At 67.8% G+C, this 13,298-nt stretch carries 12 protein-coding genes; 10 read left to right on the top strand and 2 right to left on the bottom strand.

The window, feature by feature from the left end:
* The 9 genes from WEB06_14280 to WEB06_14240 all read left to right on the top strand — a co-directional run.
* Positions 1 to 420: hypothetical protein (locus tag WEB06_14280; GenBank protein ID MEX2556780.1), on the top strand; the 420-nt coding region annotated here is incomplete at its 5' end.
* Complete coding sequence (locus tag WEB06_14275; GenBank protein MEX2556779.1) at positions 417 to 1,871, top strand: ABC transporter substrate-binding protein; 1,455 nt, start codon at positions 417 to 419, stop codon at positions 1,869 to 1,871. The genes WEB06_14280 and WEB06_14275, both read left to right, overlap by 4 nt.
* A gap of 4 nt (positions 1,872 to 1,875) precedes the next feature.
* Positions 1,876 to 3,450 carry a hypothetical protein gene (locus tag WEB06_14270; GenBank protein MEX2556778.1) on the top strand — a complete coding sequence of 525 codons (1,575 nt, stop codon included), beginning with the start codon at positions 1,876 to 1,878 and terminating at the stop codon, positions 3,448 to 3,450.
* Between the two features lie 4 nt (positions 3,451 to 3,454).
* The gene (locus WEB06_14265) at positions 3,455 to 4,384 is read left to right on the top strand and encodes a branched-chain amino acid ABC transporter permease (protein MEX2556777.1); all 930 of its coding nucleotides are present in this window, start codon (positions 3,455 to 3,457) and stop codon (positions 4,382 to 4,384) included.
* Positions 4,381 to 5,505 carry a branched-chain amino acid ABC transporter permease gene (locus tag WEB06_14260; GenBank protein ID MEX2556776.1) on the top strand — a complete coding sequence of 375 codons (1,125 nt, stop codon included), beginning with the start codon at positions 4,381 to 4,383 and terminating at the stop codon, positions 5,503 to 5,505. The genes WEB06_14265 and WEB06_14260 overlap by 4 nt, the downstream gene beginning before the upstream one ends.
* Before the next feature lie 5 nt (positions 5,506 to 5,510).
* Positions 5,511 to 6,344 carry an ABC transporter ATP-binding protein gene (locus WEB06_14255; GenBank protein ID MEX2556775.1) on the top strand — a complete coding sequence of 278 codons (834 nt, stop codon included), beginning with the start codon at positions 5,511 to 5,513 and terminating at the stop codon, positions 6,342 to 6,344.
* Positions 6,337 to 7,116 carry an ABC transporter ATP-binding protein gene (locus tag WEB06_14250; GenBank protein MEX2556774.1) on the top strand — a complete coding sequence of 260 codons (780 nt, stop codon included), beginning with the start codon at positions 6,337 to 6,339 and terminating at the stop codon, positions 7,114 to 7,116. The genes WEB06_14255 and WEB06_14250 overlap by 8 nt, the downstream gene beginning before the upstream one ends.
* A 30-nt stretch (positions 7,117 to 7,146) precedes the next feature.
* Positions 7,147 to 7,815 (top strand): response regulator transcription factor, encoded by a 669-nt coding sequence (locus WEB06_14245; GenBank protein ID MEX2556773.1) that lies wholly within the window; start codon positions 7,147 to 7,149, stop codon positions 7,813 to 7,815.
* A gap of 65 nt (positions 7,816 to 7,880) precedes the next feature.
* The gene (locus tag WEB06_14240; protein MEX2556772.1) at positions 7,881 to 8,243 is read left to right on the top strand and encodes a response regulator transcription factor; all 363 of its coding nucleotides are present in this window, start codon (positions 7,881 to 7,883) and stop codon (positions 8,241 to 8,243) included.
* Here the strand turns inward: WEB06_14240 and WEB06_14235 are convergent.
* A complete protein-coding gene (locus WEB06_14235) occupies positions 8,183 to 11,086 on the bottom strand; it encodes a hypothetical protein (GenBank protein MEX2556771.1) in 2,904 nt (967 codons plus the stop codon). The genes WEB06_14240 and WEB06_14235 overlap by 61 nt on opposite strands.
* On the bottom strand, positions 11,083 to 12,423 hold the full coding sequence (locus WEB06_14230) for a sensor histidine kinase (protein ID MEX2556770.1): 1,341 nt from the start codon (positions 12,421 to 12,423) through the stop codon (positions 11,083 to 11,085). Before WEB06_14230 ends, WEB06_14235 begins: the two co-directional genes overlap by 4 nt.
* A 217-nt stretch (positions 12,424 to 12,640) precedes the next feature.
* Here WEB06_14230 and WEB06_14225 point away from each other — a divergent pair, with 217 nt between their 5' ends.
* A complete protein-coding gene (locus tag WEB06_14225) occupies positions 12,641 to 13,267 on the top strand; it encodes a superoxide dismutase family protein (GenBank protein MEX2556769.1) in 627 nt (208 codons plus the stop codon).
* The last annotated feature ends 31 nt before the right edge of the window (positions 13,268 to 13,298 follow it).

Below are 13,298 nucleotides of genomic sequence, written 5' to 3'. Positions count from 1 at the left end.
GTGCTCGGAGCGCTCGGCGCCGGCGTGCGTGCCTGCGCGGGCGCGACGGCACGCGACGAGCCGCTCCAGGTCGGCGTCATCATGGGGCACAACGACGTCACGGGCTGGGTGCTGGCCGTGCTCGCCGTGTTGCTCGGGCTCTCCGCGATCGTGTGGCTCGGCCGGCGGAAGGTTCTCAAGCTCGGTGCCGCCGGCGTCGCTATCGCCTTCGGGATCCTCTCCGGCATACGAATCGACTTCTTCGACCGCCGAGCCGCCGAGCTTGCCACGGCGGCGCAGCGTCAGCCCGACTTCGCCGGCTATCACGCCGGGCTGGGCTGGGGCGCGTGGATGCTCCTCGCAGCGGCGATCGTTGCGGCCCTCGTGCTCCTCGTGGCCGCACTCCGCTCCCTCGATCTTCGCAAGGGTTTGTCCGCATGAGGCGCTGGCTGGTGAACGCCCTCGCGCTCGCGCTCGCGCTGACCGCGTGCGGCACGACCGTGCTCGCGCGCAAGATCGAGCCGGCGGCCGCGCCGTCGATCGAGCCGAGCGCACGCGCGACGCAGCTCAGCGGCGGAACCCAAGGGGACGTCAACCTCGACGAGCAGGTGCCGGGCATCGTGGGTTCGGACCCGGCTTCGCGCTGCGGGACCAACGCGAACCCGTCGCACGGATTCACGGCCAAGTCCATCAAATGGGGAACGATCATCCCGTTGTCGGGCGCGCTGAGGCCTTTGGGCGAGCAGACCGCGCGCGTGATGCGCGTCGCCGTCAACTACCTGAACACGATCAAGAGCGTGCCCGGCGGATTCGACTGGAGCTGCCCGACGCGGCCTGGGATCTGGGGCCGAACCGTCGAGCTGAAGGTGCTCTCGCTTAACCGCAACGATCAGGATGAGGCCGCGGCCGCGATGCGACGCCTCATCGACGTCGAGAACGCTTTCCTGGTGCGCGACTGTTACCTCCAATCGAACCTGATGGGACCGGCGACGCAGTACCAGAACAAGAAGAAGGTTCCGGGGATCTGGTGCTACTTCTCCGAGATGCGCTACCCGAGGCTCGATACGTACAACTACGCACCGGGCACCGACCTTCTGAAGGTGGCGGCGATCCACGTCGGCTATCTGATGAACACGCTCGGACGCAAGCGCCTGGCGGTCTTCTCGGACCCGTCGCTGATCAACAACCAGGTGCGCGTCGTGAAGCAGGTCTACAAGCACATCACGGGCCGAGAATTGCCCGAGAAATGCATCGCGTACAAGAAGGCTCAGGAGGCGCCCGGTGGCCTTCAGTCCGAGGTCCAGCAGGTCCGGAACTGCTATGAGGGAATCGACTCCAACCCCGAGCCGGATGCCGTCATCGCGCTGGACGCGATCACGGGCGTGTTCGCCGCCATCTCGGCGGAGAACGCGGGTTGGGGGATGACGGATACGGGCGTGCAGTGGGCATGCGCGACGTGTTGGGTGCAGACGCTCGCGGACGTGTGCGGGCCGGCGTGCACCGGGATGATCACCGACTGCCAGGCGCTGCCGTGCATCCCCTGGTCGAACCTCCCGGGCGCGGAGACGCTGCGCGACGTGCGGGAGAAGTATCTGCCGAACGAGCCGGAGGACGTCTTGACCTACGGACCCATCGCGATCACGCTCGGGCTCGGACTGTGGCTGGGGATGACCGGCCCCAACCTTTCTCGCGAAGGGCTCATCCGCACGGTCGGGAACCTCAAGAACTGGGACGCCGGCATCGGACCGATCCTCACGACCGGTCCCAATGATCACTTCGGCGGGAAAGCGATCTGGCTGATCAATTTCACGGGCGAGAGCTTCGACGACCGAACCAATGGATTCGTGACGCTGTCGGACGTCAAGGTTCCCGGCAGCCTGACGGAGACGTGATCCCATGAAGCTCAAGAGAGCTCTTTCGGTCGTCGTGCTCGGGATGATCCTCGCGTCGCTCGCGTCCTCCCCGGCGATGGCCGAGGAGAAGACCGTGCTCGCCTATTCGATCAAGGAAGCGCGCGCGTCCCTCTGGCAGATCCACTACCCGCAGTCGACGTTCGTGACCGAGAAGTATTCGCCGTGCGTCGCCGAGAACGACGAGAACTACGGCTGCGACCGGGCCCGCTACAACCAGACCCCCGACTCGTGCGAGGACGCCGCGCTGGGTCGTACCGAGGAAGCGCCCGAGACGCCGAAGCCCGAGGACGCAGAGGGTGGGGTGACCGACGACGGCGGCATGGGTGCGGCGAGCGAATGGCCGAGAGGCAACCCCGTGACGGTCACGCACGGCTTAGCGTCGGGCCATATGGCCTCGACTCCCGAGTCGGGCGGTTTCGCCTCGATGTACTACGTCGACAACAGCGGCCGCCGCGAAACCGAGGCACACGTCGAGAGCGACGCTTTCGTCGGCAACCGCAACGACTACGAGGAACGCTGCGCCGTCGTGGACGCCTTCTCCGAGACGGGGATGTACCCCGGTCCCTTCAACGCGCACATGCTCTCCCGAGCGAACGACACGTCCACCTACAACATGTCGGCCTTCACGACGTTCGAGGGAGCCACGACGGCGCCGGGCGGCTCCAAGGAGGGCGTGTCGATCGTGAAGCTGTGGGAGGCGGGCGGCCGGATCCACGGCGTTCTCACCTCGACGGTGCGTGGAGCGAATCTCGCGGACGGCGCGATCATCATCGACGCCGTGCGTTCGGTGATCTCCTTCTCGTCGGACGGGACCGAGAAGGGACTCGTGGCCATCGCGAAGACCGAGGCATCGGGGCTCCACATCGGCGGCTCGAAGATCGCGTCGCTCGATGCGGGGCAGATCATCGCGCTCGGCCCGGACGCGTTCCTCGGCGTCGTTCGCCCCGTCGTTCAGGTCGCGGACGAGGGCCGTCGGGTGATGATCCGTGCTCCGGGTGTGTTCCTCGCGGCCAAGACGATGCTCAACCAGATCTGCCTGCCCGAGGACCCTTTCAACGGCGATCCGTTCTTGAGCATCGGCTACGGCTATCCCTGCAGCCCCGTCGACCCCTTCGACGGACAGAACCCGTTCCCGGAGAGCCTGGCCGGCAATCTCACCCTCGGCGGCAAGTTCTTCGGCGATCAGGTCATTTACGTGGCCGGAGCGATCCTCAACGCCGGCGTCGGACGCGTCCCCGCCTCGAGCTTCCTGCCGGAGCTGCCCACCATCCCCATCCCGCCGATCCCGCCGATCGTGCCGCCGCCGATAACGCCGCCGGTGGTCGGTCCACCTATTATCCCGCCGGCGCCCTCGCAGCCGGTCGCCCTGCCGCGCTTCGAGGTGCGCTCGCTGGCCGGGAGCCCATGGCCGGCCGCGGTGATCGTCGCGCTGGGCTTCATCGGGTTCCTGATGATCATCGGGCGATGGACGACGCGATTCGCTTGGGCCCGCGCGTTGTCGCGCTACCCGCCTTTCCCGGCTTTCGGCTGGGCCTACCGCGCCTTCTTGAAGGGCTGACCGGGTGATACTCGCCGCCCCGGTGATCGAGGTGACGTCGTTCGGCCTCGCTCGCGGGGCGGTGTACGCGCTCCTCGCGCTCGGGCTGGTCCTGATCTACCGAACCACAGGTGTGACGAACTTCGCGCATTGGGGGATCGGCCTGTTCGGGCTCGTCGCGTACTTCCTCTTGACGTCCAAGGCCGGCATGTCGCCCGTGCTCGCCGCGATCCTCGCGGTCGTGTTCAGCGGCGCCACCGGCGCGGGTGCGTATCAGGCCGTGTTCCGGCACGTGAAGCGCACGAACCAGGTCGTGCTGATCCTGATCGCGCTCGGGGTCGCGCAGTTCGCTGCCGTCGTCGCGCAGATGCTCTTGGGTTTCGAGGCGACGACCATCGTCGAACCGTGGCTGCCGGTGGCCCGAGTGCGCGTCGGGAACGCGGCGATCTTCTCGACGCAGATCGTTGCCGCGGCCTCCGCGATCGTGATCGCAATGGCCTTCCTGCCCTGGTTCCGCTATTCACGGACGGGCCGCGCGCTTCGCGCCGTCGCGCAGAACCGCGAAGCGGCCTCGCTCGCCGGGATCGACGAGCATCGCTACTCGATGATCGCGTGGGCGATCGGCTCGGCGCTGGCCGGCCTGGCGCTCCTGCTGATCATCCCGTTCACCGCAGGCGCGCGAGGCGGGATCATCACGGTGGTCGAGACGACCCCGTTCGGGAACTTCTTGATCCCCGCGTTCGGCGCGGCGCTCGTCGGTGGGCTCGTCAACCTGCCGCTCGCGGTCATCGGCGGATTCGTGTTCGGTGTGGCTCAGGAGATGATGATCCTGGCTCCCACCTGGTGGAGCACGCGCCGGTCGGTCGTCGCGGCCATCCTCATCGTCGTCCTACTGCTGGCGCACACGGAGCGCTTCTTCGTTGTGCGTGCCGAGCAGGAAGCGCTCGAGGCATGAAAGGCGTCTTCGTTGCGCCCACCGAATCGGCGCTCGCCGAGGCCGGCGCCGAGCCGGCCGCGCTCGCCCTCCGGCTGCCCCGCTTGACGCGGCTGCAGGCGCTCGCAGGGGCCGCGCTCCTCGCGCTCGGTTTCCTTCCGCTCGCCTTCGGGTCCTTCGGCCTCTACATCGCCGCGTACGTCGCGGTCTGGGCGATGCTCGAGCTGTCGATCGTCGTCGTGACCGGATACGCGGGGATGATCTCGCTGATGCCGTTCACGTTCGTAGGCATCGGCGCGTTCACCACCGGGGTCGCGGCCACCGTCTGGGGATGGCCGTTCTGGCTCGCGGTGCCCATCGCGGCGATCGCGACGGTTCCGATCAGCGTGATGGTGGGTGCGGCATCGGTCCGGCTCAAAGGCTTGTATCTCGCGATCGCCACGCTGACGTTCGGCAACGCGCTCGGCGAGACGCTGTTCAAATGGGATGCGTTCACCGGCGGGCAAGCCGGACACGAAGTCGATCGTCCGGCGCTCGGCTCTCTGAGCTTCTCGAGCGACTTTGGGTTCTACGTTCTTTCGATCCTCACAGCGCTGCTGATGGTGTGGGCGGTGCACGGCCTCAAGAACTCGCGCGCCGGGCGAGCGATGCTCGCCGTCCGCGACAACGAACGAGAGGCCCAGGCGCTCGGGATCAACGCGACGAAGGCGAAGCTGACCGCGCTCGTCATCGGCGGGATGATCGCCGGCATCGGCGGCGCGTTCTACATCACGCTGCTGGGGACCGCGGCGCCGGGGCCGTTCCAGTCGCCGTTCGTCGAGCTGTCGTCGTTGCTCCTCGTGATCTGGGCGGTGATCGGCGGCATCGACTCGGCATTCGGGGCATTCCTCGGCGCGACGGCGCTGATCACCCAAACCGTGGTCTTCCAGGGCGCCGAGCGCGTGTTCGCCTATGTCGGCGTCTACGCCGCGCTCGTGCTGGTCGCGTTCCTGCTCCTGCGGCCGGGGGGCATCGTCCAGGTCGTGAAGATCCAAGCCGAGCGGATCCGCGAGAACCCGAGGCGCAACATCCCGATCACCGTGATCGGCTTCGGGGTGCAGGTCGCCATCATCGTCGTCATCCTCGTGTTCGGATCGGAGTGACTCCCGTGACCGCGACCGAAGAGTCCCTCCGCGCGAGCGCCCACGAGAAAGCGGGCGCCATCCTGACCACCGAGAGTCTCACGGTGCGATTCGGCGGCATCACCGCGCTCGACGGCGTGGAGATCGCGATCCAGCCCGGTGAGATCGTCGGTCTCCTCGGGCCCAACGGCGCCGGCAAGACGACGCTGTTCAACGCGATATCCGGATTCATCAAGCCGGACGCGGGCCGTGTCGTGCTCGGCGGACGTGCGGTGGAGCATCTGTTCCCCTACGAGCGCGTCGCGCTCGGGCTCGGGCGGACGTTCCAGCACCAGCGTCTTTTCCGCGGGCTCACCGTCGAGGAGAACCTCCGGGTCGCTCAGCATCGGCACCTCAGCGCCGGGCCCATCGCGGCGATGCTGCGCCTGCCGTCGTGGCGCCGCGACGAGGCCGAAGCCCGTGTCCTCGTCGAGCAGATGCTCGAAGTGATCAACCTAGGTCCGTGGCGCAAGCGGTACCCGTGGGAGCTGTCCTACGGAACGCTCCGCTTCCTCGAGCTCGCGTCGGTGCTCTCGCTCCGACCCAGCGTGCTCCTGCTCGATGAGCCGGCGACCGGCATCCAGCAGAAAGAGGTCGAGGCGCTCGGCCCGATGCTGAAGCGCATCCGCGACGAGACCGGCTGTGCGATCTTCCTGATCGAACACGACATGGGCCTGCTCTTCGGCGTCTCGGAGCGCGTCTACGCGCTCGACTTCGGGAAGATCATCGCGGAGGGCACACCCGACGAGGTCGCCGCCGATCCGCGGGTGCTCGAGTCCTACCTCGGGCGCACGCGCCGCGAAGGGGCCGAAAGTGCTTAAGGTCGAGGGCGTCCACGCGTTCTACGGGCCGATCCACGTTCTGTTCTCGATCGAGCTCGAGGTCGGCGACGGCGAGATCGTCGCCCTCCTCGGCACCAACGGCGCCGGCAAGACGACGATCCTTCGCGTGATCTCCGGTCTGCTCAAACCTTCGCTGGGGCACGTCGAGTGGAACGGCGAGCAGGTCGGCGGCATGCGTCCGGCGGAGATCGTCAAGCGTGGCATCGTGCAGATGCCGGGCGGGCGCGGCGTGTTCCCCGGCATGACGATCCAGGAGAACCTCGAGATGGCCGGGTTCCTGTACGGACGGGAACGGGCGAAACGCAAGGAGCGGATCGAGGCGACCCTCGAGCTCTTCCCGTTCCTGGCCGACCGGCGTCGGCAGATCGCCGGCACGCTGTCGGGCGGGCAGCAGCAGATGGTGACGCTCGCGAAAGCGTTCGTGATGGATCCGAAGCTGCTCCTGATCGACGAGCTCTCGCTGGGTCTGGCGCCGAAGGTCGTCGAGGAGCTGCTCGACACCGTTCGAAGGCTCAACGCGGAGGGGGTCGCCGTCGTGATCGTCGAGCAGCACGTCGATCTGGCCCTCGATGTGGCGTCTCGCGCGTACTTCCTCGAACGCGGCGAGGTCCGGTTCAGCGGTCCCGCGGCGGACCTTCGCGGACGCGACGACCTGCTGCGGTCGGTGTTCCTGGCCGGGGCTTCGGCCGCCGACACCGTCCAGGAAGCGAAGACCGCGCTCGCTGCGGTCACCGAAGGCGACCGCAGCTAGGACGCCGGCTCCGCCGGGTATCCTCTACCCATGCCGCTGCGCGTCGTCATCGCCGAGGACAACTTCCTCATCCGTGAGGGCGTTCGCGAGCTCCTCGCCACCGCGCCCGACGTCGAAGTCGTCGCTTCCTGCGGCGACTTGGATTCGCTACTCGAGGCGGTCGAGCGCGAGAAGCCCGATGTCGTCCTCACCGACATCCGCATGCCGCCGACCGAGACCGACGAGGGCATCAGAGCCGCCGAGAAGCTGCGCAACTCCAACCCCGACATCGGCGTCGTGGTGCTCAGCCAGTACGACGAGCCCGATTACGCCCTGGCGCTCCTCGAGCGCGGCGCGCGCGGCCGCGGGTATCTGCTTAAGCAGCGCGTATCGGATCTCGACCAACTGGTCGCGGCGCTGCGTGAGGTTGCGCGCGGCGGCTCGGTGATCGACCCGAAGATCGTGGAAGGGCTCGTGGCCGCCCGTTCGAAGGCGGACTCGCCGCTCGATCAGCTCACCGCTCGTGAAAGAGAGGTCCTCTCGGTGATGGCGCAGGGGAAGAACAATGCGGCGATCGCCGCCGCGCTCGTGCTGACCGAGCGCGCGATCGAACGTCACATCAACTCGATCTTCTCCAAGCTCGGCTTGACGCAAGAGAAGGACGTCCATCGTCGTGTGAAAGCCGTCCTTCTGTTCCTGGCCCAAAGCACGGCTGCTTGATTGTGGTGTTGGCACCGTTGTAGGAGCGGAAGCGTGTCGGGACATACTGGCTCGTGGAGAACGACGTGGCCGTTCGCGTCCTGATCGTCGACGACCAGGAGCCGTTCCGCGCGGTTGCGCGCGAGGTCGTCGAGGCCGCCGGCGACTTCGAGGTCGTCGGTGAAGCGGAAAGTGGCGAGGAGTCGGTGGACCTGGCGCGCACGTTGCGTCCCGACCTCGTCCTGATGGACGTCAACCTGCCGGGCATCGACGGCACGGAGGCTACCCGGCGGATCCTCGCCGAGGCGACGGCGTCCAAGGTGGTGTTGCTCTCTACCTACGAGGAGGACGAGCTCGCGGAGGCGGCTCGTGAATGCGGGGCTTCGGCTTACGTCCCGAAGTCCGCCTTCGATCCCGACAGGCTGACGAGCGTCTGGTCGTCGATCTGATCCACGGGCTCGGCCTCGTTCGATCTCGCAGGAACCCGTCCGGCCACCTCGGTCTGCCCGTCGCTCGTGTGTACCACGAGCGTGCCGCCCACCGCCTCGATGCGATCCACGAGCAGCTGCACCTCGGCGGACGTCGCGGTCAGGCCGGCGGTGTTGCGGACGGCGAACCGGACCCACCCGTTCTCGCGCGCCAGCTCGACCGTCGCCGCCGTTGCATCGGCGGACGCTCGGCTCATGGGACGCAGCGCCTCGATGCAGCAGAAGTAGACGGCCGCCTCCGCGCGAGCGTCGAACCGCTCGTCGAGCGTCCCGCTCATCGTCACCGTGGCTTCCATCTTGCGGAGGTGGCTCTGCAGGGCGGCGCCGACGCCCTTGTCCGATAGCAGCGGCGGGAAGATGCCTCGTGCGAGCCCGCGCAGCGCCTCCTGCGTGTGATTCGCCTGCTCGGCGATGCGCTCCAGCTCGTCGACCGCGCCCAAGGCATCGCGAGCCACGTGCTCCTCGGCGATCTTCAGCGCGTCGCCGATCGCCTGGAGCTCGCGCTCCACACCCTCGTGGATGAGCTGCTCGAGGCGCCGGCGTTCGGCGTCGGCGGCTCGCATCAGCCTTCCGCGGGAGCCGGAAAGCTCGCGCGCGGCCACCTCGAGCTCGGCGAGCCGGATGCGGAGCTGCTCGGCGAGGCGCAGGCTCTGCAGTGCGAGTCCGACCTGACCGGCGAGCGCTTCGAGCAGCCGGTTCTCCGCGGGCCGCAGCGGATCCCCGATCCTCTTGGCGACCGAGATGTCGCCGATCTTTCTGTCTTGATGCACGACGTCGACGGTTCGATCGAAGGGCGCGTCCCCATCGGCCGACTGCCAGAACGATTCACACGCGTCGCGGTCGGGCAGCTCCAATCGCGCTCGCGCCCGCACGCCGCCGACGGCGCGACCCGCGGCCTCCGCGATCGTGTCCAGCGCTTCGTCCGGTGAGGAGGCGCCGGCGAGCCGGTGCGCCATCTCCGACAGGACGTCGTAAGGCGAGGCGCGCTCGCCGTAGATGAGCCGGTTCGCGAGCCGTTGCAGACGCGAGCGCAACGGATCGAACGCGAGCGCTACGGCGACCGTCACGGCGATCGAAAGGCCGGTTTGGCTGCCGATCGCTCCACCCAGGCCGACGACGACGCCGACGTATGCGGAACCGATCAGCGCCGCCAGCGTCCCATAGACGAGTGCACGGCTGATGACGAGGTCGATGTCCCAGAGCCGGAAGCGCATGATCCCGACGAAGAGCGCAACGGGGATGACGACGAACAACGGCTGGAAGACGCGGAAGGCACGGCTCTCGACCGAGCCGATCAGCGTCGGGTCCGCTTGCGTCGGGTTGATGAGCGTGCCGAGGTCGAAGCCGCCGAGCGCGAAGAGCGCAACACCGAGGATGGCTGCAGTAGCGAGCGCCCAAACGAGCAGTCGAGATTGCTGCCGCGCCTCCGAGGTCGTGGCGCGCCGCAATCGATAGGACTGCGCGGCGATGCCGATCAGGGGGATCACCATCCCGAACACGACCACCAAGGCGGCCGGGTGCGCCCCGAAGTTCGGCTCGAACGCGCCGGTGACGTCGAGCATGATCATCACCGCCACGAAGACCGCCGCGCGATAGGCGATGCGCAGGTATCGGTTGGACCATCGCGGGACGAGGTGCCCGTCGGGGAACAGGATCAGCGCGTAGACGTACATGATCCCGGTGAGTGGATGCAGGATCGAGTGGATCGGATCGTTGAACACGCTCGCGACGGCCGCCGCCCCGTGACTCTGAAGGTTGTACGCCGCGGCCGTACCGATCATCGCCAGACCGAAGACCCGGGCGGTTCGTTCGCGCGGCCGCAGGATGACCAGGAAGATGCCCAGCCCGAAGCTGATGAGGCTGAACAGGTAGTCGGCCACGATCTCCAGGGGGCCTTCCGCTTGGTGGGATACCTCGGCCATGCGCCGGGCCATGTCGCGAAGCCCTTGATGCGAGTTGGGGTCCGTCAGCGGAGCGCTCGCCGGGAGCACGCGAACGGTTCCATTCTGCAACGTCGGATGCAGGTCACATCGGTAGGTGTAGAAGCCCTCCCCCGGCGCCCTGAAGGAAGGGAAGATGGTCACGTCTTCGTAGAGGTCGCCATACTCATCCGGCTGTCCCAGGAAGCGGGGCGCGTTCTGAGCGCTCGTGAAGATGCGCTCCGCTCCATCGAGGATCGCGATGTTGTGTGGGATGGCTCTTTTGTCCACCGTTTGCGCGGCGGTGAATTCGATCGTCGTGAGCGTGCCGGCCCGGAGGGTGATCTCGCGGATCCTTTGCGATCCCTCGATCGAGAAGGGCCCGACGTCGGAGGCTTTGATCGTGACGACGTTGGGCGCGCCACCGTACTTGTGCAACCGTTCGTGCAGGCCGTCGACGTTTCCGGCGATACCGGTGGCCAGCCCTGCAACGAACCATCCGCCCAGCCCCAGCGCGTAGACCGCGAAGAAGCCGAGGAACAGCGCATGCCACAAACGCTTCCGGGCCGAGGGGGTCGCCGTCCGAACCCGCCCGCTGAAAAGGAAGAACCACGCGCCGAGGCCCATCGCTCCGACGACGGCGAAGAAGACGAGCATCCCACCGACATCATCGTTGCCCGTGCCGAGCAGCAAGGCAGCAAGCATTGCCGTGCCGACGATCCCCCCGACGGCGACCGGTAGCACGCGGAATCGTGGCGCGCGGTCTTCTCCGCCGGTGGGCTCGGGTATCTGACTCGGACGCGGGTGGCCTCGTCCTTCGAGCGCCCGGACGATCGCGTACGCAAGGCCGCCGAGGGCGGCCACGCCGAGCAGGACGAAGATCACGCGACCCCCATCGATGCTCCGGCAGGCACGTACCCGATCAGCGTCGTGCCCTCCCCCGATGTCGAGGTGATCTCGAGGCGGCCGCCGATCACCGCGAGCCGGTCCTCCATGTTCTGAAGCCCGGAACCGCGCTTCACCCTGGACGCGTCGAAGCCGGTCCCGTCGTCGGCGACGCTGAAGACGATCTCGCTTCCCTTCCGTTCGAGCCGCACCCGTACGCTCGTGGCGCCGGCGTGCTTGGCCGCGTTCTGGATAGCCTCGAGGCAGCAGAAGTAGACGGCGATCTCGGCCGCCGGATCGAACCGCCGGACGCCGCGGCCCGAGACCGATACCGGCAGGCCGCCGCGGCCGACGTTGCTCTTGAGCGCAGCCTGCACGCCTTCGGCCGCAAGCACCTGAGGATAGATCCCGCTCGTGAGGTCTCGGAGGTTCTCGAGCGCGGCGTCGGTGAGTACGCGGACCTCGCCTATCATCGTCTGAGTTCGCTTCGGGTCTTTCTCCGCGAAAGTTCGGGCCATTCGGAGCTTGACCGCGAGCGCCACGAGGTGCTGTTGCGCGCCGTCGTGGATGTCGCGCTCGAGCCGCTGCCGCTCCGAGTCTTGCGCCTCGACGATCCGCCGACGCGAAGCACGCAGCTCCGATGTCGTCGCTTGAAGCTCGTCCAGCCGGGCGGAAAGCTCGGCGGTCAGGCGAACGTTCCGGAGGACCAAGCCCGCTTGCGAAGCCACGTCCGCCAGCAGGCGCTCCTCCGTATCGGACGGTTGCTCGCCCGGCCGCTTCGCGACCGTGATCGCTCCGAGCAACTCGTCGCGATCCCTTACCGCGACGGCTCGGGCCGTGTCCGGGAACGCCGGGAGCCCAACGACGGGAAGCTTCAGTCGCGCGCGGCGGACCGCCGGCGCCGTCGGCCACGACGCTGCGAGCAGGAGCTGTCCCTCGACACGCAGCCACACCTCGACCTGCACGGCCCCGGTGCCGGCCGCGATCAGCTCGGCCATGCGTGGGAGCGCTTCCTCCGGCGCGTACGACTGGGCAGCGCGCTCCGAGAGACCCGCGAGGACCTCGTACGGGGTCGCCCGCTGTCCGTGAAGGAGCCGCGCAACGAGGCGGTCCGCGCGCTGCCGAGCCCGGCCGAACGTCAGAGCGACGATCGTCATCGCGACGGCCGATAGTGCGGTGTTCGGCGTCGTCGTGTTGAGGATGGCCCCGAGCCCCAGGACGACCGCCGCGTACACGGCGCCGATGAAGACCACCAGCATCGAAACGAGGGCGATCCGGGCGGCGAGATCTCGCCCCGCGGCGGTTCCTGAGGGAACGGCTCCTTCGAGCGAGGTCATGTCGTGATTATGCGTGCCTTGGAAGAAGGCGGGAAGCGTGGCGCCCGACAGGGGCGCGGCGGGAATCCGACGCACCGGAAGGGGGAGGCACCGCTGAGACCGGTGATTAACGACTGCCGGGTGTGGTGAGGGCCGGGTTCCGGCCCGGCCGTCCGGGCTCTAGCGTTGGCTGCGTCGAGTTCGGGCGATGGGCCCCGAACAGGCGAGAGGAGGGGCCATGCGCTCGAAGAGATTCCGGATGCTGGCCGTCGCGGCGCTCGCGGTGGCTACGGTGGCGGCGGGTCTGCTGACCACGCAAGTAAGCGCGGACGACTCAACCGCGAAGGCCGTGCTTCGCAACGCAGCCGGTGCGGAGATCGGCGTCGTGAAGTTCATCCAGCAAAGGAACAGGGTTCTGGTTAAGGCCGACGATCTGGCATTCCCGGCCGCCTTGGTGCCGGGGTTCAAAGGGTTCCACGTCCACAGCACCGGGATCTGCGACCCCGCGGCGGTCGATCCTGCAACGGGCAACCCCGTTCCGTTCTTCACGGCCGGCGGTCACTACAACCCGGCCGGGATGACGCATGGCTCTCACGGGGGCGACATGCCCGTTCTACAAATAAATCAAGACGGGTCGGCGTGGACGCGGTTCAAGACCGACCACTACGACGTGGCCGACATCATCGGCCGTGCCGTGATCGTGCATCGGGACGCCGACAACTTCGGCAACATCCCGGTCGGCCCCGGTGCGACGCAGTACACGGCGAACTCGTCCGGCACCACCAACGCGACGGCGACCGGACTGACCGCGAACACCGGTAACGCCGGACCGCGCTACGCCTGCGGCGTGGTCGTGGCGAGCTAGCAACATCCGAGCCAACGGAGGGGGCGGCCGA

This window comes from Actinomycetota bacterium, assembly GCA_040905475.1.
Classification (GTDB): domain Bacteria; phylum Actinomycetota; class AC-67; order AC-67; family AC-67; genus DATFGK01.
This window is presented reverse-complemented; position numbering and strand designations above follow the sequence as displayed.

Coding starts and splice junctions, on each gene's coding strand:
- WEB06_14275 (MEX2556779.1), top strand. CDS start 417: ATGAGGCGCTGGCTGGTGAACGCCCTCGCGCTCGCGCTCGCGCTGACC.
- WEB06_14270 (MEX2556778.1), top strand. CDS start 1,876: ATGAAGCTCAAGAGAGCTCTTTCGGTCGTCGTGCTCGGGATGATCCTC.
- WEB06_14260 (MEX2556776.1), top strand. CDS start 4,381: ATGAAAGGCGTCTTCGTTGCGCCCACCGAATCGGCGCTCGCCGAGGCC.
- WEB06_14245 (MEX2556773.1), top strand. CDS start 7,147: ATGCCGCTGCGCGTCGTCATCGCCGAGGACAACTTCCTCATCCGTGAG.
- WEB06_14230 (MEX2556770.1), bottom strand. CDS start 12,423: ATGACCTCGCTCGAAGGAGCCGTTCCCTCAGGAACCGCCGCGGGGCGA.
- WEB06_14225 (MEX2556769.1), top strand. CDS start 12,641: ATGCGCTCGAAGAGATTCCGGATGCTGGCCGTCGCGGCGCTCGCGGTG.